We start from the raw sequence: 21,204 nt of genomic DNA, 5'->3' as shown, positions 1-21,204 counted from the left end.
TCATCCTTCCAATAGAATCGTGGCAATGGCTTGCGCCGCTATGCCTTCCCCGCGCCCCGTGAAGCCAAGCGCCTCGGTCGTGGTCGCTTTAACGCTGACACGATCCAGGTCAAGCTTGAGCAGGGACGCGATATTCTGTCGAATGGCTTCGCGGTGCGGCTTGATCTTGGGCGCCTCGCAGATGATCGTCATATCGACATTCTGGATCAAGCCGGCTTTTTCAACAATCAGCTTCACCGCATGTTCCAAAAAGTGCGCAGAAGCCACGCCACGCCATTGCGGATCCGACGGCGGGAAATGGTCGCCAATATCGCCAGCAGCTATTGTTCCGAGCAGGGCGTCCGTCAACGCGTGGAGCAGGACATCAGCATCGCTATGTCCGGCAAGACCTTTCTCGTGATCGATTTTAACGCCACCCAGCCATAACTGCTCACCGGCAACCAATCGGTGGACATCATAGCCCATCCCGGTACGCGTCTGGTGCATAATCTCGGTTCCTTCTGCCGAAAAATCGGCGGGCAAAGTAAATTTTCTGAGCGCTTCGTCACCCGCGACGGTCGAAACCTTATGTCCAGCGGCGCGAAATATCTGCGCATCATCGCTGGCATCTTTGTCTGCGGTGAAATTTTCATGGGCCGCAACAAGCTTCTGAAAATCGAAGGCTTGCGGCGTCTGCACGCGCCACAGGCTGTTGCGATCCACCGTCCGATCGAGCTGGTTACCGTTCAGTTGCACCATTGTGTCAACGCAAGGCAGCAGCGGAATGGCAGCAGGCGCCCGCTCCAGCTGGTCAAGGAGCCGGTTGACCACCACATCCGGCACAAAGGGCCGTGCGGCGTCATGGACAAGAACATATCGGGCGCCACCGGCACGCCAAATCGCCATCAGCCCGTTATAGACCGACCGCTGGCGGGTCGTTCCGCCGATCACGATATTGTGCGAGGGAAAGGAGACAAGCGATTGATTTAGCATGTCTTCCTGCCCCTCGGCAATCACGATCCATATCCGGTCGACAGCGGGATGAGAGGACAATCTTTCCACGCTGTGCCGGATCATCGGCTTGCCGCCAATGGTTTCAAACTGCTTGGGCAGGTCCAGTCCCGACCGCGCGCCGACACCGGCGGCTACAATCAGAGCGTGGGTCTGCTGGGAAGGATCGGGGGATGCAACCATGACTCGCGATCTACGCCGAGAAAGAGGATGAAGCAATTCTTGCCTCGAAATTGATTTATAGGTAGAGGCTGCTTAAAATTTAGGCAGTAGATATGAAAATTGATCCCATCTTCATTGGTGACTTGAAAATTGACAGCCCGGTCATTCTGGCGCCGATGACCGGCGTCACCGATTTGCCGTTCCGCAAGTTGGTCCGTCGATTTGGCTCCGGTCTCAATGTCACCGAAATGATTGCCAGCCAGGCGATGATCCGCGAAACCCGCCAGTCGCTGCAGAAATGCGCGTGGGATGCGACCGAAGAACCGGTCTCGATGCAACTCGCCGGCTGTGACCCGGCGGTAATGGCTGACGCTGCCAGACTGAATGAGGATCGCGGCGCCCAGATTATCGATATCAACATGGGCTGCCCGGTGAAGAAGGTCGTCAATGGTGATGCCGGCTCGGCGCTGATGCGCGACCTCCCGCTGGCGGCCTCGCTGATCAAGGCGACGGTCGAGGCGGTCAAGGTGCCGGTGACCGTCAAAATGCGCATGGGCTGGGATCATCAGAGCCTGAACGCGCCGGAACTTGCCCGTATCGCAGAAGACCTGGGCGCGAAAATGATTGTCGTACATGGCAGAACCCGATGCCAGATGTACCGGGATAGCGCTGACTGGGCCTTCGTCAGCAAGGTCAAGCAAGCGGTTTCACTGCCGGTGATCGTTAACGGCGACATTTGTTCAATTGAAGACGGGCAGAAAGCGCTCGAACAAAGCGGTGCTGATGGCGTGATGATCGGCCGCGGTGCCTATGGAAAACCGTGGCTGCTCGGGCAGTTCATGCACTGGTTCAAGACCGGGGAACATCTGCCGGATCCGGATATTGCCACGCAATATGCCATTCTCGACGAACATTATCGCGACATGCTGAAACTCTATGGCGACCATGTTGGCGTCAAGGTGGCACGCAAGCACATCGGCTGGTATACCAAAGGCCTGACCGGATCTGCTGAATTTCGCAATCGGGCCAATAGCGAGAACGATCCCTATGTCGTGCTCGAAATGCTCGAGGAATTTTATTCGCCCTGGCTGAACAAAGCGGCCGCTTGATGGACGGGACGCCTCCGGCTGAGCTGATACTGTCCGGGCTCAGCCACGCGCTCCTGATCGTCGACTCGGATCATATGGTGACCCGGGTCAATCCTGCAGGCGAAGCGCTTTTTGGCACCAGCGCCAAACATCTGGTCGGTCGCAGGATTGACCAGATTTTGCATTTTTCCGATCCTCGGCTAGATGCGGCGCTGACCGAACGGGACATCAGCCTGACTGCACGTGGCGTGATGATCTCCGGTGACGAGCGCAAATTGGGGATCGTCGATTTCGACATTCATCCGCTGGCCTCGGAATCGCTTTGGCGGCTGATTTCGCTTTCACCCATGCCGCAGGATGGCCCCATCCTCGAAAATGAGAATAATGATCCGTCCAATCTCGCCATTCGCGCGCCGGACATTCTCAGCCACGAGATAAAAAACCCGTTGGCGGCGATCAAGGGCGCAGCGCAGCTGCTCGACCGGCAGCTTGACGACAGCCAGAAACCGCTGACCCAGATGATTACGGCTGAAGTGGAGAGGGTAGTCAATCTGCTCAACCGGATGCAGACCTTGTCGTCCAATCAGCCGGCACAGACCAAGGCGGTTAATATTCACACATTGATCGATCGAGCCCGGCGATCGACCGAGGCGGCCACCGGTCAGGCAGTTAAAATCCGGGACAAATTTGACCCGTCTCTGCCCGACGCGCTGATCGATCCGGACGCAATGATGCAGGTATTGACCAACTTGCTCGCCAACGCCGTCGATGCCACCAAACATCTGCCCGACCCGAAGATCCGCATCATCACCCGCTACAGTTTCGGCGCTTCGCTCTCGGCTCAGGGCCAAACGGCCGCGGTCCGTCTGCCAATCCAGATCATGGTCTGCGACAACGGCCCGGGCGTCCCCGCCGAACTGGAACGGGAAATATTCTCGCCCTTCGTCTCGACCAAAAAGGAAGGGCAGGGGCTGGGCCTCGCACTGGTGAAAAAGCTGATGCGGGATATGAACGGCCGGATCCGCTACGATCGCGAGAACCAGGACGAAATGAGCCGGTTCACTCTATTTCTTCCCGTTGCACCGAAAAACTGACGTCAGGAAATATCATGGCCAAAGAAAAAATCATATTGGTAGAAGACGATCTGTCGGTCAGCCATGTTATCATCACCGCTCTGCGCGCCGAGGGCTACGAAGTGGAGAATTGCAAGTCGATCGCCGAACGCGACGCGCTGATGTCGAGCAGCCATTATGATCTGTTGCTTACCGATGTCGGGCTGGGCGAAGGGGATGGCGACGGGATTTCCTCGCTCGACAGCGTCAAGGCGACCCATCCCGATATTCCGATCATTATCATTTCCGCTCAGAACACCCTCAACACCGCGGTCCGCGCCTCGGAAACGGGAGCGTTTGAATATCTGCCCAAGCCCTTTGATCTCGACGAACTGGTACAGGTCGTGGGCCAGGCGCTGAAACCGAAGAATATTCAGCCGGTAGAGCCTTCGATGGACGAGGAGAGCCTGCCGCTGGTCGGACGCAGTCCGGCGATGCAGGAAGTTTACCGGATGATCGCCCGACTGCTGAAAAACGATCTGTCAGTGCTCGTGCTTGGCGAATCGGGTACCGGCAAGGAACTGGTAGCCGAGGCAATTCACGGGCTTGGCCACCGCAAATCCGGACCATTTGTCGCGGTCAATATGGCCGCGATCCCCTCGGAACTGATCGAAGCGGAGCTGTTCGGCCACGAAAAGGGTGCTTTCACCGGCGCTGTTGCCAATGCCTCGGGCAAGTTCGAACAGGCGCAGGGCGGCACCCTGTTCCTCGACGAAATCGGCGACATGCCGATGCACGCCCAGACCCGGTTGCTGCGCGCTCTGCAATCTGGCGAAATCAACCGCGTAGGCGGCAAGGGGCCAGTCAAGCTCGACGTCCGGATCATTGCCGCCACCAATCATGATTTTCTCGATCTGATTGAGCAGGGAAAGTTCCGCGAAGATCTCTATTACCGGATCAATGTGGTGCCGATCGAATTGCCGCCGCTACGGGAACGCGCCAGCGATATTCCGGCGCTGACCAAGCATTTCCTCAAGCTTGCGGTGACCGAAGGACTGCCCCACAAGCAAATTTCCGAGGAAGGAATGAACCTGCTTTGCCACCACTATTGGCGCGGCAATGTCCGGGAACTGAAAAATGTTATCTACCGTCTGGTCGTGACCGGCAGGGAGGACACGCTGTCGGAAGACGCCATTCGCCAAATTCTCGCGACCGAACGCAGCGAGGACCGAGGCCAGGCGGCAAATATGGAGTTTGAAGCGCATATCAAGGCGATCGTGCTGGACCTGATGGCCGCGCCGGAAAAGGAGAATCTCTATACGCAGGCGCTGGAGAAATTTGAAAAACCGCTGCTGTCCGAAATGATGCACCATGCCCATGGAAACCAGATCAAGGCGGCAAAAATTCTGGGTATCAACCGCAATACATTGCGCAAGAAGCTGAACGAATATCAGATCGATCCATCCGAGTCGAAATGACGTCTTCGCGATGAACTGACGGATTGCTTCGCTCAACCGTGATATTTTTACAATATTAGTGCTTTTTTTGCAACGATTCCGTTGTATTGAAAGCACAATGACAGTGTCTCCCCCCCTGACGGAACAGCGTGTCCCCCTCTGGCTGCGCCGCCTGTCGCTAATGGCCGAGAAAGAAGCGGTCATGCGGCGGGTCGAATGGATTGTCGCGCTGCTGTTCGGCACGATCATGCTGGGCACCTATTTCCTGCTGAGTACGCAATCCGACCAGACCGACTTCATTTCACCGCCGCTGACCGCCGCTTTGTTGGTGGCGAACCTGATTCCGGCGATGACCTTGCTGGTGCTGTTCGGACGCCGGATCGCGAAGGGCAGGGCTGCGCAATCGTCAATCGGCAGCAAGGGCCGCCTGCACGTCCGGTTGGTGGCCCTGTTCTCGCTGGTCGCCAGCATCCCGATGGTGCTGGTTGTAATCTTTGCATCATTATTGTTCCAATATGGCGTCGAATTCTGGTTTTCTGATCGCGCCCGCGGCATGCTGGAAAATGCCAATGATCTTGCGCGCGGCTATTATGAGCAAAACCAGCGCGAAGTGGGAGAAGAGACCATCACCATGGCCAATGACCTGCGCAACTATTTGCAGCAGGCCGAACTGGAAAGCCCGCAATTTGCCGAAGGCTATGTGTTTCAGGTGTTGTCGAGAAAGCTCAATGAATCGGCGATCATCGAATATGGGGCGGATGGTGTCGCCAGGACGGCGGCGGCGGTGGATCCCGATGACACCGACCAGCAACCCAAGATAACCGATGCCGTTCTCAAGCAACTGGAGCAAGGGCAAAGCTATGTGGTCACCGCAAGGCCGGACAAGATCGAGGCGGTTACCGCGCTCGACCTGAATTCCCGCATTTTTCTCTACGCGGCGCGCGACTCCGATATGCTGGCGCTGAGCCAGTGGGAGAGGGCACAATCGGTTCTCGCCGACTATGAAGACCTATTCTCGCGATCGCGCAGCCTGCAATTGCAGTTCAACATAGCCCTGTTCGTCATTTCGTTACTGATTGTCGGGCTGGTCTTGTGGATCGCGCTGGCGGTTGCCGACCGCATGGTGAAACCGGTCAGCGACCTCGTCCACGCGGCCAAACGGGTCACCGAAGGCGATCTTGCCACCCGGGTACCGACGACCTTTGAAAATGACGAAATCGGCACGCTGGGGCGGGCGTTCAACCGCATGACCGAGCGGCTGGAAACCCAGACGACCGCGCTGATAACAGCCAATGAACAGCTCGGCAGCCGGCGTGCCTTCATCGAAGCTGTACTGGAATCGGTCACCGCCGGGATCATCAGTGTAAATGAAAAAGGCGAGATTGGGCTGGTCAATTCACAAGCGCAGTCGCTGCTTTCCAAGCCGATCGACGATCTGCTTGAGGCCGATATCGGCAAAGCCGCCCCGCAATTTGCAAGTCTTGTTCAGGATGGAGTGGAAAATAGCATCATCGAATTTGCTACCGATTCCGACATGCGCACCCTGGCGGTCAAAATTGTCGGCGGACCGACCGGTCATGTTATCACCTTTGAAGATATCACCCAGCAGTTGCTCGACCAGCGACGGGCAGCCTGGTCTGACGTAGCCCGGCGCATCGCGCACGAAATCAAGAATCCCCTGACCCCGATCCAGCTGGCCGCCGAACGGCTGCAGCGCAGATTCGGTGCGCGGATGAGCGACGATGTCAGCATTTTTGAAAATCTTACCAATACGATCATCCGCCAGGTTGGTGATCTGCGCAATATTGTCGATGAATTTTCTTCCTTCGCACGCATGCCGAAACCGGTTTTCCGGCGGGAGAATCTGGACGATATCCTGAAGCAGGCGTTGTTCATGCAGGATGTAGCATGGCCGTCTGTCACATTTAATTTTAACGCGGACGCTCAGCCTGTATCGCTGGTCTGCGACCGGCGGCAGCTTGGACAGGCATTCACCAATATTATCAAAAATGCTGCAGAAGCAATTGAGCAACGAGCAGAATCCAGTGCAGATTTTCAACTGTCAGACGGTCAGATCGATCTGGAAATCCGGAGCGAGAACCAAATTGTCGCAATCGAATTGACGGACAATGGCATCGGGCTGCCAATCGAACGAGACCGGATCGTCGAGCCTTACATGACAACCCGGGCCAGCGGCACCGGACTGGGCCTCGCGATCGTCAAGAAAATCATCGAGGAACATTTCGGTGAAATGAAGTTCAGCGATGCTCCGCAAGGTGGCACCCGGGTGACGATCCGGTTCAGCCCATCGCAACTGGCGCGGCTGAGCCACGGAGATACAGAAAATCCGGACAATGCCCCTGACAAGGGACCGAACGGGGACAATAGCGAACAGCACAGTGAAACGAATGAGGAATAGAGGTTCAACATGGCGTTAGATATTCTGGTTGTCGACGACGAACCCGATATCCGTGATCTGATATCCGGAGTTCTGGAGGACGAGGGCTATACGACCCGGGTGGCCGCCGACAGTGACGCGGCGCTGGCCGCGGTCAACGAGCGGCGTCCATCTCTGGTTCTACTGGACGTCTGGCTCAGAGGATCGCGTCTTGACGGCTTGGAACTGCTGACCGAGCTGAAACAGCTCGACGCCAAAATGCCGATCATCGTCATCTCCGGCCATGGCAATATCGACACGGCTGTCGCCGCTATCTCGCAGGGCGCGGTCGATTTTATCGAGAAACCGTTTGAAGCCGAACATCTGCTGCATCTGGTATCCAGAGCCACCGAAACAGACCGGCTGCGCCGGGAGAATGAAATTCTCAAGGCCCGCGTCGGCTTCGCCGATGAACTGACCGGCAACTCGGCTGCCGTGAATAACGTGCGCGCCACGCTGAAACGCGTCGCCGGAACCGGGAGCCGCCTGCTGATTTCCGGCCCCGCCGGGGTGGGCAAGGAAGTTGCCGCGCGGCTGATGCATAATTGGAGCTCGCGCTCCGATGCCGCCTTTGTCACCATCAGCGCTGCCCGGCTTTCGCCCGAAAGCGTGGAAGAAGAATTGTTCGGCACCGAACGCAACGGCAAGATAGAAAAAACCGGGCTGATGGAGGAAGCCCATGGCGGAACGCTGTTCATCGACGAAGTCGCTGATATGCCGCTGGATACCCAGGGCAAGATATTGCGGGTCCTGACCGAGCAGAGTTTCAACCGGCTTGGGGGGTCGCAAAAGGTGAATGTCGATGTCCGGGTTGTATCAGCGACGTCGCGGGATCTGGAAGTCGAAATCCGCGAGAAGCGCTTCCGGGAGGATCTCTTCTACCGGCTCAACGTAGTGCCGGTCGTGCTGCCGCCGCTCAACCAGAGGCGGGAGGATATTCCGGTTCTCGTCGACCACTATGCCGCGCGATTTGCGGCCGAACAGCGCCTGCAACCACCGGAAATTACCGATGAAGCCATGGCGGCCCTGCAAGCCTGTGACTGGCCGGGCAATGTCCGCCAGTTGCGCAATGTCGTCGAGCGGACGATCATCCTGGCGCCAAAAGATAATTTTGCGAAGATAGAGGTCGAGATGTTGCCGCCGGAAGTGCTTGGCAATGACGATGATCTCGATCAGGGCGTCGCATCGCTCATGGGCTCCCCTTTGCGCGAAGCACGGGAGAGCTTCGAACGCGAATATCTGAAAGTACAAATCCGTCGCTTTTCCGGCAACATCTCGAAAACCGCCAATTTCATCGGCATGGAGCGGTCGGCCCTGCATCGGAAATTGAAGATATTGGGCCTTGCTTCACGAAAGAAATCCGACGTCGAGTGAGAAAGCAGGCTTGACGGTTGTCGAGACAGGCCGAATATCATATACGAAGACAAAGGCTCCCCGAGAAGAGCAGATGCCGTCAGAGAAATAATAATATGCCATCGCAAAGCTGGCCAATAACTGGAGTCAAATATGACCGATAAATCTAACAACTTGCAGGATTTATTCCTGAACTCCCTCCGCAAATCAAAAACCCCTGTCACCATGTTTCTGGTCAAGGGCGTCAAGCTGCAGGGCATTGTCACCTGGTTCGACAATTTTTCCGTACTATTGCGCCGCGACGGCCAATCCCAGCTGGTGTACAAACATGCCATTTCGACCATCATGCCGTCGGAATCACTGGACACGCAGCCTTTCTCCGATCTGATGGACAAGGCAAAGAACCGGCCCGGCGTGCTGCAGGAAGTATTCCTGACCGCGGTGCGGGACAGCAATGATCCGGTCACCATGTTTCTGGTCAACGGCGTGATGCTGCAAGGCGAAGTTGCGGCCCATGACCTTTTCTGCATCCTACTCGAACGGGAAGGGCTGTCGCAACTGGTGTACAAACACGCGATATCCACCGTGCAGCCCGGCGGCCCCCTCAATCTGGCGGATTATAACAATGCAGATGATGGTGCGCATTGATACCATTTGAGAAGGACAGTCTCGACAGCAAGAGCCAAAAAGCGCTCGTCGTACATCCCGACATGGTGTCGCTGAGCCAGTCTGCGCTCGAACATCGCCTTGAAGAAGCCGTAGGCCTCGCCCTTGCGATCGGACTGGTCGCGACCGGTTCCCACTATTTTTCTGTACGCAACCCCAAGCCGGCAACGCTATTCGGTTCGGGGCAGGTGGACCAGATCCGCAAGATGATGCAGGAACAGGAAGCGTCGATACTGATCGTTGACGGCAGTCTCAGCGCGATCCAGCAACGCAATCTTGAAGAGAAGCTGGAGGTCAAGGTCATCGATCGTACGGGCCTAATTCTCGAGATATTCGGGGCCCGCGCCGCGACTGCGGAGGGCCGTCTTCAGGTGGAACTCGCCCATCTCGATTATCAGGCCGGCCGGCTTGTCCGCAGCTGGACCCATCTGGAGCGGCAGCGCGGCGGTTTCGGCTTTCTGGGCGGGCCGGGCGAGACCCAGATCGAATCTGATCGCCGGATGATCCGTGACCGCATGGCCAAATTGCGTAAGGATCTGGCCCATTTGCGCAAGACTCGCGCCCTGCATCGCGAACGCAGGCAGCGGGCGCCCTGGCCGGTAATCGCGCTGGTTGGCTATACCAATGCCGGCAAATCGACACTGTTCAACCGTCTGTCCGGTGCCGAAGTCTTTGCCGAAGACCTCCTCTTCGCCACGCTTGACCCCACGATGCGGGAATTCCCGCTGCCGGGATATGACAAGGCGATATTGTCGGATACGGTGGGTTTCGTCTCCGATCTGCCGACGCAGCTGGTTGCCGCTTTCCGGGCGACCCTCGAAGAGGTGAGCGCCGCCGATATTGTTGTACATGTGCGAGATATTTCGCACGAGGCCAGCGATGCCCAGGCCCGCGATGTCAGGCAGATATTGGCCGATCTCGGCGTTTCGCAAGAAGCAGGCGAGGGGCCCCCTGTTATCGAGGCATGGAACAAGATCGACAAGATAGGCCCCGATGACCCGCAATTTGAACGGATATCGTTACCATTGCCCGACAATGTCTGCACAATTTCTGCCGCGAGTGGTGAAGGCGTGGAAGATCTGGTCAACATGATTTCCAGAACTTTGTCCGAGGGCTATAAATCGGATACGGTAATCATCGAGGCATCCGACGGCAAAAAAATGGCCTGGTTGCACGAAAATGGGCGGGTTCTGAGCAGCGACCAAGATGGTGACAAGCTGAGGGTGGCGGTTGAAATGTCACCCCGCAATTGGGGTCGTTTTGACGCATTGGGTTGAAGGTTCAGCCGTCGGCCGGGCAATCCTTGGCCTTTTGCCATTCAGCCTCCAGTTCCTCAAGCGACATATCTTGCATGTCTCCGTCAACATTTGACTCTATCCGATTGAATCTCAGGATGAATTTATCCGTAGCATCAACTAGCGCGCGTTCTGCATCGACCTTGTAATGGCGGGCCAGATTGACCGCAGAAAACAGCAGGTCACCGATTTCCTCATGGATGTCCGCCTCACTGGTAGCGGCTGCAACTTCGTCGAGTTCCTCCAGCAACTTTTCTTTCACCGGTTCTTTGTCAGGCCAGTCAAATCCGACCCGCGCCGCCCGTTTCTGGATTTTCTGGGCACGCAGCAGGGCGGGCAGGGCGAGCGCCACACCATCAAGCGCGCTGGACTGTCCCGTCTGAGCACGTTCGTCAGCCTTGATCTGTTCCCAGCCCGGGCTCTGTTCGGCCGTGCCGAAAATATGCGGATGCCGTCGCATCATCTTGTCGCAAATCGAAGTCACGACATCGCCAAACTCGAATTTTCCGGCATCAGCCGCGATCTGGCTATGAAATACAACCTGGAGCAGGAGGTCGCCCAATTCATCCTTGAGCGCCAACATATCCTTGCGTTGTATCGCATCGGCAACCTCATAGGCCTCTTCGATCGTATAAGGCGCAATGCTGTCGAACGTCTGAACCTTGTCCCAGTCACATCCATCGTCAGGATCGCGCAAATGTCGCATGATTTTCAGCAGGGGATCGATCAAAGGCGTCTCCGTTCTAATCCGTCATTAAGAGTGATAATATATATTATGTTAAATTACTGATTGTCTGGTGTGGCGGGTTCCAGCACCATTTCACCCTCCGCTACGCGCCAACTACCCAGTTTTGACAAAAAATTCATGCCGATCACATTGGCGTCACCAAATTCTTCCGCGACCACTACCGGCAGATCCTGCATTTTCAGCGGTCCGACCTGGATAGACTGGATAACACCGCGCTGCGCCTCGACCGACCCATTGGCGGTGCTGAGAACGACCGGAAACGGGCTGCTGCTGATATCAATGTCCGCAGCCTGCGCCGTACGCAATGCCATAGCGGTCGTGGTCGCGCCGCTATCGATCAGGAACCGTACCGGCGTCGCGTTAACCTTTGCATCCACCCAGAAATGGCCATCAGCCGATTGCCGTATCCGCAAGGTTTCACCAACCACGACTTGGTCATGCGAACCGTTTAGTTCTCCGGAAACCCGACTCCAGACAGCCAATATTTCCTGCTTGTAGGAGAACCCGACGATGAACAGCCCAAAGATCGCAACCCAGGCAAGAGCCGTTCGCACAATCTCGCCAAGGCCAATCCGCCGCGAGAATAACGCACTCGCGACCAGCACCAGAGCACCGATAGCGAAAACAAGGTTAATATTCTGATCTTCCGTCAAGGTTTCAGATTTCTTTCACAAAGCCGTCGAAAGCGGGCCGGATATGATTGGGCAATATGGACACAAGATGGTGATAATCCATCGACTTGTCCATATGTGTCAACAGGCTCAACTTCGGCTGGACGTCTTCGATCAGATCCAGTGTCATTTCCAGATGCGCATGCGTGGGATGCGGTTCATCGCGCAACGCATCAACGACCAGCAGATCGCAACCCTGATACAGGGCGCGCATATCGGCAGTAACCTCGCCAAAATCGGTGGCATAGACGATCGATCGCCCCTGAAGTTCGAACCGCAGTCCGGCTGAAGTAATACCGCCATGCGGCTGGTCGACGTGGCGAACCATGATGTCGCCAATGGTAATATCACCGTCCAATATTTGGGCCTCGCAGATCGACGGATAATATTTATGTCCCTCGAAAGCATAAGCGAAGCGATGTTGCAGGCTCTTGAGTGCGAATGGACGGGCATAGCCCGGAATTGGCTGACGCTTCTGCTGGAACACCGCCCTGAGATCATCGATCCCGTGGCAATGATCAGCGTGATCATGCGTCCAGATGACTGCGTCGATCCGGTCTATTCCATTATCGAGAAACTGGTTGCGCAGATCGGGCGATGTATCGACCAGAATTCGGGTGGCGGCGCTTTCAATCAGAATGGACACCCGGCTTCGTCGGTTTTTCGGCTCATTCGGGTCACAATCGCCCCAGTCATTGCCGATCCGGGGCACACCCGCGGACGTCCCGCATCCCAGTATCGTCAGTTTCAAAGCCACATTCAGGGACGTGCTTTATTGAACAATTGGTAGAAATTGCGACTGGTCGTTTCGCATAGCTGATCATAGTCCTCGCCACGCAACTCGGCCAGATAGCGAGCCGTATCCGCGACAAAGGCAGGCTCCCCTGTCTTACCACGATGCGGAACCGGCGCGAGAAAGGGGGCATCGGTTTCAACCAGAAGCCGATCCGATGGCAATTTCGCTGCCGTTTCCTTCAGGTCCTTGGCATTTTTGAAAGTCACGATCCCGGAGATCGAAATATAAAGCCCCAAAGCCAGGGCTTTCCGGGCGAAATCCTCGCTTGCCGTGAAGCAATGGATGACACCGGTATAGGCGCCCTGCTCCATTTCTTCCGCCATGATTTCGGCCGTATCGTCCTCGGCATCGCGCGTATGGACGATGATCGGCAGGCCGGTTTCGCGCGCCGCGTGAATATGCGTGCGAAAGCTCTGTTTCTGACGGTCCCGGTCGCTGTGATCATAATAATAATCCAGCCCGGTTTCTCCAATCGCAACAACCCGCGGATGCGCGGCTTCTTCCAGCAGTTTTGCGAGATCAATATCGGGATGCGCATCGGCCTCATGCGGGTGGATACCGATGCTCGCCCACACATCCTTTTCCCGCTCGGCCGTAGCCACGATATCGCGCCATTCACGCTCTCGTGTCGAGATGTTGAGCATTGCCGTGACGCCGCATTGCCGCGCGCGATCAAGGGCAGCGCCCTGCTCTTCGACAAGCCCTTTGTAATTCAGGTGGCAGTGGCTATCGACAAGCATATCAGGCCTCTGTCACGTCTTTCAGCGGTTCGAGGCGCGGAAAAATTCCCTCCGGCTTCGGCAGTTCGAGCCCCTGCTCTATCGGCTGGCCAAGATCTTCAAAATCGCGGTTGTCTGGCGACTGCGCCAGCAAATCGAGCATCCGGTCACAACTGTCGGGCATCACCCAGCGCAACATGATCGCCAGTTGCCGGATCGCTTCGGCGGTATGGTAGAGCACGCAGTCAGCACGCGCAGGATCGGTCTTGCGCAATGCCCAAGGCGCCTGGTCGGCAAAATAGATATTGGTGGCACTCAGCCGTTCGCGGATGACATCGAGCGCCTGATCTATGTTGAACAGACCGCCGGTCATCGCTGATTTCACGTCGGCAAAACAATTGTCCAACTGGCCAAGCAATTCCAGTTCTGCAGCGGTAGGCTCGCCACGCGACGGAATTTTCCCGTCGCAATTTTTGGCAATCATCGACAGGCTTCGCTGTGCAAGATTACCGAAATTATTGGCAAGATCGGCATTGGTCTTGGTAATGATGGCTTCCGCCGAATAGGTCCCGTCCTTGCCGAAAACGACGTCGGCGAGCAGGAAATAGCGAAGCTGATCGACACCAAAGCGTTCCGCCAGTTCCATCGGATCCACAACATTGCCTACCGATTTCGACATTTTCTCGCCACGGTTCAGCAAAAAGCCATGACCGAAAATCTGCTTGGGCAAAGGCAGACCGGCGCTCATCAGGAACGCAGGCCAGTAGACCGCGTGAAAGCGAACGATATCCTTACCGATGAGATGAAGGTCAGCCGGCCAATATTTGGCGAACATCCCCTCAGTATCGGGATATCCAACGCCGGTCATATAAGTCGTCAGGGCATCGACCCAGACATACATTACATGGCCGGGTGATCCGGGCACCGGAACGCCCCAGTCAAAGCTGGTACGGGAAACACTGAGATCGCGCAGTCCACCTTCGACAAAGCGTCTGACTTCGTTGCGCCGGCTTTCGGGTTGGATGAATTCAGCATGCTCCTCATATAGTTTCAGCAACTTGTCCTGATATTTGGACAATTTGAAAAACCAGGTCTCCTCCGCTGTCCATTGCACCGGAGTACCCTGGGGAGAAAGCTTTTCGCCCCCCTCGCCTGCTTCCAGCTCTTCTTCTGCATAAAAGGCTTCGTCGCGCACCGAATACCAGCCTTCATAGCGATCCAGATAGAGATCGCCATTGGCTTCCATCGCTTTCCACAACGCTTTGCTAGCCTCATGATGAGCCGGTTCGCTGGTTCTCCGAAATCCGTCATAAGCGATATTAAGTTTATCGCACATTGCTATGAAATATGAAGACATTTCATCGGCAAGCTTGATCGTTTCAACGCCCGCGTCCCGCGCCGTCTGGACCATTTTGAGTCCATGTTCATCGGTACCGGTGATCAGACGAACGTCGCGGCCGCCCAACCGTTGAAAACGTGCAATTGCATCAGCAGCAATGGCTTCATAAGCATGGCCAATATGCGGACGCCCATTGGGATAGCTTATTGCGGTGGTAATATAGAAAGGTTCTGACATAGCCGTCTCTCTTGATGCATTGGCGGCCGTTGTAAACAGCCAAATCATCAATTCTGCTCATCCTTCTTTGGCAAGCCCTCCCATCAGGCTGCCTAGCCGGAAAATTACCGCCTGATTGTCGAGCGCTTTTGGTAGCGCCGAAGCCGCCAATTCGCTGGCTTCCCGCCATTTTTCAATATTCTGCATCGAACAGGCAAGGTCAGGCCCTTTGATATGTTCTGCAATAAGGCTGGGAACCCGGTCGAGAAACGCGCGATATCTTGGCGTTGCCGCTTTCAAGGACAACTTGCGGGCCAGTTCACTCTTCAGACTGTTATCCCGATCACCGGACTTGACGATCTGCCGCGCAATTCCTTCCAGTTCGGCAAGGCCGACTTCGGCATATTGCAGGGCCCGCCCGGGCGAACCTTCGCCGGCCCGCACCAGCGTTTCCAGATCCGCTGCCCCGAGGTTCGGCGCAGCGGTTTTGAGCACCGCGCGCATGTCTTCGGCCTCCAGAGGGTCGAATCGCAGCATCTGGCACCGTGAACGGATCGTCGGCAACAGCCGGTCAGGCATATGGCTGATCAGGAAGAAGATTGTGTTTTTCGGCGGCTCTTCCAGGTTCTTTAACAAGGCATTGGCGCCGGCGCGTTCGAGATCGTCAGCCGCGTCAATCACCACCACCCGATAGTCCGAAATCGAAGCCTGATTCTGGAACAATTGCTGAAGGGCTCGAATCTGGTCCACCTTGATATTTCTGGCCAGTTCATGTTCGTCGAGCGAATCCAGACCATTGTCCCGCGCCTTTTTTTCCTCCTTGTCGCCCTTGGCTCCCCGCCGAAGCAGGCGAAAGTCCGGATGCGATCCGGCTGCAAGAAGATGCCCGGCCTCGTCATCCTGACTGTCCGAAAAACCCGGCTGCGCATTGCGCGAATTGAGCAGCAGATGCGCCGCTCGCTGGGCAAATGCCGCCTTGCCGAGACCTTTGTCTCCAGCCAGTATCCAGGCATGATGGAGCTTGTCCCTGGCGAAGGCCTGCAGAAAAATTCTCCGGGGCTTATCATGACCAACATATGACGTCATGGCTTCAAGCCGTCCAGATTCTGCACCAGACTGGCGGTCACCGCTTCGACGGATTGCGAAGCGTCAATCAGGCGAATACGATCGGGTTCGTCAGCGGCGAATTTCCGGAAGTTGGCCATGACCGCCCGATGATAGTCGCGGTCCCTGCCCCCGATCCGGTCACTTTCGCCACGATCTCTCGCCGCCGCTCTGCGCAAGGCATCTGTCTCCGGCAAGTCGAGGACGAAGGTGCGGTGCGGCATCAGATTCCCGCTGCCAATACGATGCAAATCCATGATTTCGGCGTCGCTTATCTCACCGTTAACGCTTTGATAGGCCCGGCTGCTGTCGATGAACCGGTCACAGACCACCCATTCGCCGCGTGCCAGAGCCGGACGGATCAATTTGGCGCAATGCTCGGCGCGTGCTGCCGCGAACAACAACGCTTCAGTCCGGATATTCCATTTTTCCTCGGCCCCCGTGAGCAACAGTTCCCGGATTGTCTCCGCGCCGGGCGTTCCGCCCGGTTCACGGGTGAGCACGACTTTCGTGCCATTTTTTTCCAACGCATCAGCGATCGCCTTTGCCTGGGTAGACTTACCGGTCCCCTCTCCGCCTTCCAGCGTGATGAAGCACCCCTGGATCACGCCAATCCGAGCAAGGATTTCAATCCGGCCCAGACGCGGTCAAAAAAGCCCGCCTCGTCCACATCTTCGCCAGCGACGAGATCTACCGACTGCTGTCCGGCATCCGCCGTACTGACGATCAGCTTTGCGATAGGCTGGCCTTTGACGATCGGGGCCTTGATCGGACCGCTATAGGTCACCTTCATTGATATATTGCCATCAGAAGCTTTTGGAATCGTTGCGAATAAATCCTTTGGAGCAACCAGCGAAACAGTGGAACTGTCCCCAAGCTGTACTTCCGCATTCTGGATCCGGGTTCCCTTGTCGAAAAGCTTTTTTGGCTCCCAGGCATTGAAGCCCCAGTTCATGAATTTGACCGACTCCTCGACCCGGCCGCCGTAGCTATCAAGCCCGGCCAGCACCGATATCAGCCGCCGTCCCTTCTGCTCCGCCGAACCGGTGAAGCCGAACCCGGCCTCTTCTGTGTGGCCGGTCTTCAACCCGTCCGACCCGGCCACTTTGCCAATCAGCGGATTACGGTTGGACTGCTTAATGCCGTTCCAGGTAAATTCGTCCTGGCCATAGAAATCATCATAGAGTTTCGGGAAATTGGCCACTGTAGCCGAACCTAGTCTGGCCAGATCCCGCGCGGTGACCATAGTCCGGCCTTCGTCCGGCCAGCCGTTGCTGTTGCCGAAACGGCTATTTGACATGCCCAGTTCCTTAGCCCGCTTGTTCATCAGCCCGACAAAGGCTTCCTCGGTCCCGGCAATGCCTTCCGCCAGCACGACGCAGGCATCATTGCCCGAAAGCGTGACGATGCCGTGCAACAAATCGCTCACGCTAACCCGATCACCGACGCCGAGAAACATTGTCGACCCCTGGTTGTTCCATTTCTTCCAGGTCGCTTCGTTGACGCGAAACTTGTCGTCAAGATCGAGCTTGCCTTTGCTGATCAGGTCAAACGCGACATAGACCGTCATCATTTTTGCCATTGATGCCGGCGGGATTTTCCTGTCCGCGTTTTTCTCGAACAGTACCGCTCCCGACGAAAGGTCCGTCATATAGGCTATCGGTGCCTCGGTCTGGAAGTCCGGTGCAGCGACAACAACCGATGACAAGGCGACAAAAGGCAGTGACAACAGAAGATATTTTTTCATTTAGGACAGGATTCCCGATCAGAATTAATGCGGCAACAGACTATTTGTCCCCGCGCAAGATTCGTGCGCCGCTATAGCCGCGCTGCTGCGCCTGTGCCAGCCCTGTCTGCGCGTCTCCTTCGCTGGAATAAGGGCCATAACGCACGCGCCAGATCGACCGCGTTCCATCGGGCATGACCTTGGCTCCGACTTTCTTGGCCAGCGTGTCCGCCCTTGCCTTGCTGCTGAAAGCGGCGATCTGCACAAAATAAGCTCCGACAAGGTCTCCGACGTAATTGTTTCCGACGCTTTGCTGCGCGCCCACCGGTCGTCCAGCGCCCTCGATGATGAAACGTCCGTCACGACTTCCCGTCGCCGGCGCAGGCGTGATCGCTCCGGGCGCAATCTGGCCTGGGGCGGGTTTGACCGGCACAGCGGCTTGCCGGACCGGCGTGGCCGGTTTCGGCAACTTGGCCAGATTCTTCCGCAATATCATCAGCAGGGAATCGGGTGTGGCGATCCGTTCGGCTGCGGGCGCCCCCATGCGCAGAACTGCGCGTTCCTGTTCGTTGGGATTGACCTTGCGTACGCGCACGCCGGCGACGCCGACCTGATCGATCCCCAGTTGCTTGGCCGCGCCGTGAGACAGGTCGATCAGCCGGTCATTGGCAAATGGTCCCCGATCATTGATGCGCACCAATATCGTGCGTCCGGTCTCCAGCGCCGTTACCTCGACGTAGGAGGGTAGCGGCAATGTCTTGTGCGCGGCCGAAATGCCTTGTGGATTGAACGCTTCACCATTGGCGGTCGGATTGCCTGACAGCTCTTCACCATACCAGCTGGCATAGCCGACTTCGTCGTAATTCTGCACGTCCTCAGGCGTATAGGTCATGCCGCCCACCTTGTACGGATCTCCGATTTTCTGCGGAAAGTCGGAGACCGCTGCCGAGCCGGATGGCTGACCGGCGTCACGCGGTGGCGGCGCGCCATCGGGAAACTGACCAAAATCGCGCGAGCCGCTGCACCCCGCTAGGGCCAGCGTTGCTACCGATAATATTCCAAATCTAACCGCGTATCTCATCCGCTAATAACCCCACTGCTAGCCCGTAAAAATTCGAACAATTATAATCCAGAATGACGCGATAATTGCCCGTCAGCAAATAAGCGGTACTGCCTGCCCCGTCCGGCTCGAGCAGAGTTGCCATCACATTTTCGTCGAGGGTCTTTCCGGTTGCCGGCACAACACCGAGCGCGCGCCATTCAGCCATGCTTTTCCACTGGCTATGGCGGCCGAATACGCGCGGGCATCGCGTCGGCACGATCTTGCTTGCGACTGCATCGCGATCTAGTGAAGACGGCACATTAACGGCGATACCCCACGGCTCGCCGCGACGCCAGCCGGAGCTGACAAAATAATTGGCGATCGAGGCAACAGCATCATGCTCGTTGTTCCAGATATCCGCATAGCCGTCGCCACTGCCATCCTTCGCCAGCCGCAAATAGACCGACGGCAGGAATTGCGGCATGCCCATGGCCCCGGCCCAACTTCCCTTGAGCGCTGACTGCGGAACACCCTGATCGATCAACTGGAGCACGGCCAGCAATTCGGGCTCGAACAGCGAGCGGCGGCGCCCTTCATAAGCGAGCGTGGCCAGAGAGCGGGGAATATCGAAATCGCCCATATAGGAGCCGTAATTAGTTTCCTTGCCATAAATAGCCATGATGATCGGGCCCGGCACGCCGGTCTCGCGCTCGACATCGATCAACTTCCCAACGAGACGGCGATAGGCAGCCTTGCCATTGGCGATTCTCTGGCTCGTGATATGCCGCCGCTGATAGGGAGCGAAGGGCGGAATCGCGCTGTTCGGACTTCCTCCCGGCTGCGACTGGTCCAGCGCAACAACCCGCGGATTGTAACTCAGCCCTGGCAACACCTGATCGAGCGTCTGCGCCCGTATGCCTTGCTGCAATGCTTTTTTCCGCACCTCCAGAAGATAGGTATCGAAACCGGAATTACTTTGTGCCTTGGCGTTTTGCATCGGTGTCGCGGAACTGATGCCCAGAAGTGCAAGAGCGCCGCAAGCGATGGCGGTCATGATACGCATGAATACTTCCCTTTCGTCACACCGTTGTCGCACAAAGCTCGTCTGAGTGGAATCCCTAAATAACCTGCACAAGCAACCATTCGCCCCAAAAGCCGCAATATGCGGGAATCCGGTATACCGGCTGCCGCCAGCCACAAAATGTTTTGCGCTTTCAAATTGATGGCGCTAGGACGCGTTCGACCCGGCCCGAAGGGCCATGCGGACAGGTGGCAGAGTGGTCGAATGCAGCGGTCTTGAAAACCGCCGAGGGTGCAAGCTCTCCGTGGGTTCGAATCCCACCCTGTCCGCCACTCACTAGTCCAGACTAGTCCTATGCTTTCCAGATCCTATAGAAAGTCTTGACTTTCTAAGCGTTTCTTGATCAATCCTGTCCAGCCAAGACCACCTCTAGCCAGAGAGAAATTGGGGTATATTGGGGGTGCGGTTCTTCGCAAATGGGGGTATAGAAATGCTGACGGACAAAGCGATCAAAGCGGCAACGGCGAAAGAGAAGCCATATAAGATCACCGATGGAAACGGCTTGTTTCTCCATGTATCAACCAAGGGTCACAAGACTTTTCGCTTTAAATTCCGATTTGAGAAGAAAGAACAGCTCCTGATATTTGGGATATACCCAGATATATCGCTGGCTGATGCTCGGGAGAAACGCGGAGAAGCGCGCAAGCAGCTTCGCGCAGGGAGAGATCCCCGCCATGCGTTTAAAATATCCAAATTGGTGGGATTTGATGCCGGATCCAAAAACTTCGAATCGTTGGCCCGCGAATGGTATGATCTACAACGTCCCCGCTGTGTCCCCCGTCAGCGTTCGATAGACAGATTGCGGTTCATTAACATGTGAGTGTTTTGGTATCATCGTAGTGACGCAAGGAACGAAGATGAGACCAAAACAGAAAAATTCCAAAGCTAGTGCTGAACGCTACTTCGGTAGGGCAGCATCAATCATCAAGCAAAGAGAAAGGATAAAACAACAGACTTTTAAAAAACGCCGCTTGCTTCACAGCAAGCTGGCAGCTTAATATCAACCAGATGGTGCCAAACACTCAACAAAGTGAATGACACATCTGTCTCAATTTATCTGACGACGGACAGTCTAAACCGTATGGTAAAACTTGCGGCTCTATCGACTCCAAATGCAAGCTTTGAGCAAATAAGAATTAGATTGCTGCTTGGTCAATCAAAACACAATTACCTTGATCAGTGTGCTTGCTGCACCCAGCCAATAGTTTCTTCTGTCCCAAGTCATAAATCTTTTGGGTTAAACTTATGCGCCAAATGCTCAA

General features: G+C 56.1%; 19 protein-coding genes, 1 tRNA gene and 1 pseudogene. 10 read left to right on the top strand and 11 right to left on the bottom strand.

What is annotated here, in order from left to right; translation table 11 throughout:
• Positions 1-1,173, bottom strand: coding sequence for a bifunctional 2-C-methyl-D-erythritol 4-phosphate cytidylyltransferase/2-C-methyl-D-erythritol 2,4-cyclodiphosphate synthase (locus tag BOSE62_RS04980; protein ID WP_159642913.1), 1,173 nt, complete (start codon positions 1,171-1,173; stop codon positions 1-3).
• Positions 1,174-1,265: 92 nt separating this feature from the next.
• Between BOSE62_RS04980 and dusB the strand changes: the two genes are divergently transcribed.
• From dusB to hflX, 7 genes are all read left to right on the top strand, one after another.
• Complete coding sequence (gene dusB, locus BOSE62_RS04975) at positions 1,266-2,261, top strand: tRNA dihydrouridine synthase DusB (protein ID WP_159642911.1); 996 nt, start codon at positions 1,266-1,268, stop codon at positions 2,259-2,261.
• On the top strand, positions 2,261-3,334 hold the full coding sequence (locus tag BOSE62_RS04970) for a two-component system sensor histidine kinase NtrB (RefSeq protein ID WP_159642909.1): 1,074 nt from the start codon (positions 2,261-2,263) through the stop codon (positions 3,332-3,334). Before dusB ends, BOSE62_RS04970 begins: the two co-directional genes overlap by 1 nt.
• 14 nt (positions 3,335-3,348) lie before the next feature.
• Complete coding sequence (gene ntrC / locus BOSE62_RS04965) at positions 3,349-4,770, top strand: nitrogen regulation protein NR(I) (protein ID WP_159642907.1); 1,422 nt, start codon at positions 3,349-3,351, stop codon at positions 4,768-4,770.
• Positions 4,771-4,867: 97 nt separating this feature from the next.
• Entirely contained in the window at positions 4,868-7,168 is a 2,301-nt protein-coding gene (locus BOSE62_RS04960; protein ID WP_159642905.1) for a sensor histidine kinase, read from the top strand.
• Between the two features lie 9 nt (positions 7,169-7,177).
• A complete protein-coding gene (gene ntrX / locus BOSE62_RS04955) occupies positions 7,178-8,560 on the top strand; it encodes a nitrogen assimilation response regulator NtrX (RefSeq protein WP_159642903.1) in 1,383 nt (460 codons plus the stop codon).
• Positions 8,561-8,692: 132 nt separating this feature from the next.
• Positions 8,693-9,187 (top strand): RNA chaperone Hfq, encoded by a 495-nt coding sequence (gene hfq, locus BOSE62_RS04950; RefSeq protein WP_089132374.1) that lies wholly within the window; start codon positions 8,693-8,695, stop codon positions 9,185-9,187.
• Positions 9,184-10,482, top strand: a complete 1,299-nt coding sequence (gene hflX, locus BOSE62_RS04945; RefSeq protein WP_159642601.1) for a GTPase HflX — start codon at positions 9,184-9,186, stop codon at positions 10,480-10,482. The genes hfq and hflX overlap by 4 nt, the downstream gene beginning before the upstream one ends.
• Positions 10,483-10,486: 4 nt before the next feature.
• Here the strand turns inward: hflX and mazG are convergent, their stop codons facing one another.
• Genes mazG through BOSE62_RS04895 form a run of 10 tightly spaced genes read right to left on the bottom strand, consistent with a single transcriptional unit; the run spans position 10,487 to position 19,915 of the window.
• Positions 10,487-11,230, bottom strand: coding sequence for a nucleoside triphosphate pyrophosphohydrolase (gene mazG, locus BOSE62_RS04940; protein ID WP_268893894.1), 744 nt, complete (start codon positions 11,228-11,230; stop codon positions 10,487-10,489).
• Between the two features lie 53 nt (positions 11,231-11,283).
• Positions 11,284-11,901: a retropepsin-like aspartic protease family protein gene (locus BOSE62_RS04935; protein WP_159642599.1), complete on the bottom strand. Its 618-nt coding sequence runs from the start codon at positions 11,899-11,901 to the stop codon at positions 11,284-11,286.
• 4 nt (positions 11,902-11,905) lie between these two features.
• Positions 11,906-12,676, bottom strand: a complete 771-nt coding sequence (locus BOSE62_RS04930; RefSeq protein ID WP_159642597.1) for an MBL fold metallo-hydrolase — start codon at positions 12,674-12,676, stop codon at positions 11,906-11,908.
• A gap of 2 nt (positions 12,677-12,678) precedes the next feature.
• Positions 12,679-13,455, bottom strand: a complete 777-nt coding sequence (locus BOSE62_RS04925) for a TatD family hydrolase (RefSeq protein WP_159642595.1) — start codon at positions 13,453-13,455, stop codon at positions 12,679-12,681.
• A gap of 1 nt (position 13,456) precedes the next feature.
• Entirely contained in the window at positions 13,457-15,010 is a 1,554-nt protein-coding gene (metG, locus tag BOSE62_RS04920) for a methionine--tRNA ligase (RefSeq protein ID WP_159642593.1), read from the bottom strand.
• A 57-nt stretch (positions 15,011-15,067) separates the two neighbouring features.
• Positions 15,068-16,075 carry an AAA family ATPase gene (locus tag BOSE62_RS04915; RefSeq protein WP_159642591.1) on the bottom strand — a complete coding sequence of 336 codons (1,008 nt, stop codon included), beginning with the start codon at positions 16,073-16,075 and terminating at the stop codon, positions 15,068-15,070.
• Positions 16,072-16,701 (bottom strand): dTMP kinase, encoded by a 630-nt coding sequence (gene tmk, locus BOSE62_RS04910; protein WP_159642589.1) that lies wholly within the window; start codon positions 16,699-16,701, stop codon positions 16,072-16,074. The genes BOSE62_RS04915 and tmk overlap by 4 nt, the downstream gene beginning before the upstream one ends.
• Positions 16,698-17,840, bottom strand: coding sequence for a D-alanyl-D-alanine carboxypeptidase family protein (locus tag BOSE62_RS04905; protein WP_159642587.1), 1,143 nt, complete (start codon positions 17,838-17,840; stop codon positions 16,698-16,700). The genes tmk and BOSE62_RS04905 overlap by 4 nt, the downstream gene beginning before the upstream one ends.
• Positions 17,841-17,880: 40 nt before the next feature.
• Complete coding sequence (locus tag BOSE62_RS04900; RefSeq protein ID WP_159642585.1) at positions 17,881-18,900, bottom strand: septal ring lytic transglycosylase RlpA family protein; 1,020 nt, start codon at positions 18,898-18,900, stop codon at positions 17,881-17,883.
• Entirely contained in the window at positions 18,884-19,915 is a 1,032-nt protein-coding gene (locus BOSE62_RS04895; protein ID WP_159647898.1) for a lytic murein transglycosylase, read from the bottom strand. The genes BOSE62_RS04900 and BOSE62_RS04895 overlap by 17 nt, the downstream gene beginning before the upstream one ends.
• 209 nt (positions 19,916-20,124) lie before the next feature.
• On the opposite strand from BOSE62_RS04895, the gene BOSE62_RS04890 reads away from it, so the two are divergent.
• From BOSE62_RS04890 to BOSE62_RS04880, 3 genes and pseudogenes are all read left to right on the top strand, one after another.
• Positions 20,125-20,214 (top strand) — tRNA-Ser (locus BOSE62_RS04890).
• 158 nt (positions 20,215-20,372) lie between these two features.
• On the top strand, positions 20,373-20,762 hold the full coding sequence (locus tag BOSE62_RS04885; protein WP_159642583.1) for an Arm DNA-binding domain-containing protein: 390 nt from the start codon (positions 20,373-20,375) through the stop codon (positions 20,760-20,762).
• 70 nt (positions 20,763-20,832) lie between these two features.
• A pseudogene (locus BOSE62_RS04880) lies at positions 20,833-20,940 on the top strand (PEP/pyruvate-binding domain-containing protein); the annotation flags it as partial.
• Positions 20,941-21,204: the final 264 nt, after the last annotated feature.

Source organism: Sphingorhabdus sp. 109 (assembly GCF_902506555.1).
Classification (GTDB): domain Bacteria; phylum Pseudomonadota; class Alphaproteobacteria; order Sphingomonadales; family Sphingomonadaceae; genus Parasphingorhabdus.
Note: the sequence above shows the minus strand (reverse complement) of the source record. Positions and strands in the feature narration are given on the sequence as shown.

What these genes read in the sequence shown, in the direction of transcription:
- BOSE62_RS04980 (WP_159642913.1), bottom strand. Translation starts at nt 1,173, where the DNA reads ATGGTTGCATCCCCCGATCCTTCCCAGCAGACCCACGCTCTGATTGTA.
- dusB (WP_159642911.1), top strand. Translation starts at nt 1,266, where the DNA reads ATGAAAATTGATCCCATCTTCATTGGTGACTTGAAAATTGACAGCCCG.
- BOSE62_RS04970 (WP_159642909.1), top strand. Translation starts at nt 2,261, where the DNA reads ATGGACGGGACGCCTCCGGCTGAGCTGATACTGTCCGGGCTCAGCCAC.
- ntrC (WP_159642907.1), top strand. Translation starts at nt 3,349, where the DNA reads ATGGCCAAAGAAAAAATCATATTGGTAGAAGACGATCTGTCGGTCAGC.
- BOSE62_RS04960 (WP_159642905.1), top strand. Translation starts at nt 4,868, where the DNA reads ATGACAGTGTCTCCCCCCCTGACGGAACAGCGTGTCCCCCTCTGGCTG.
- ntrX (WP_159642903.1), top strand. Translation starts at nt 7,178, where the DNA reads ATGGCGTTAGATATTCTGGTTGTCGACGACGAACCCGATATCCGTGAT.
- hfq (WP_089132374.1), top strand. Translation starts at nt 8,693, where the DNA reads ATGACCGATAAATCTAACAACTTGCAGGATTTATTCCTGAACTCCCTC.
- BOSE62_RS04925 (WP_159642595.1), bottom strand. Translation starts at nt 13,455, where the DNA reads ATGCTTGTCGATAGCCACTGCCACCTGAATTACAAAGGGCTTGTCGAA.
- metG (WP_159642593.1), bottom strand. Translation starts at nt 15,010, where the DNA reads ATGTCAGAACCTTTCTATATTACCACCGCAATAAGCTATCCCAATGGG.
- BOSE62_RS04915 (WP_159642591.1), bottom strand. Translation starts at nt 16,075, where the DNA reads ATGACGTCATATGTTGGTCATGATAAGCCCCGGAGAATTTTTCTGCAG.
- BOSE62_RS04905 (WP_159642587.1), bottom strand. Translation starts at nt 17,840, where the DNA reads ATGAAAAAATATCTTCTGTTGTCACTGCCTTTTGTCGCCTTGTCATCG.
- BOSE62_RS04900 (WP_159642585.1), bottom strand. Translation starts at nt 18,900, where the DNA reads ATGAGATACGCGGTTAGATTTGGAATATTATCGGTAGCAACGCTGGCC.
- BOSE62_RS04895 (WP_159647898.1), bottom strand. Translation starts at nt 19,915, where the DNA reads ATGACCGCCATCGCTTGCGGCGCTCTTGCACTTCTGGGCATCAGTTCC.
- BOSE62_RS04885 (WP_159642583.1), top strand. Translation starts at nt 20,373, where the DNA reads ATGCTGACGGACAAAGCGATCAAAGCGGCAACGGCGAAAGAGAAGCCA.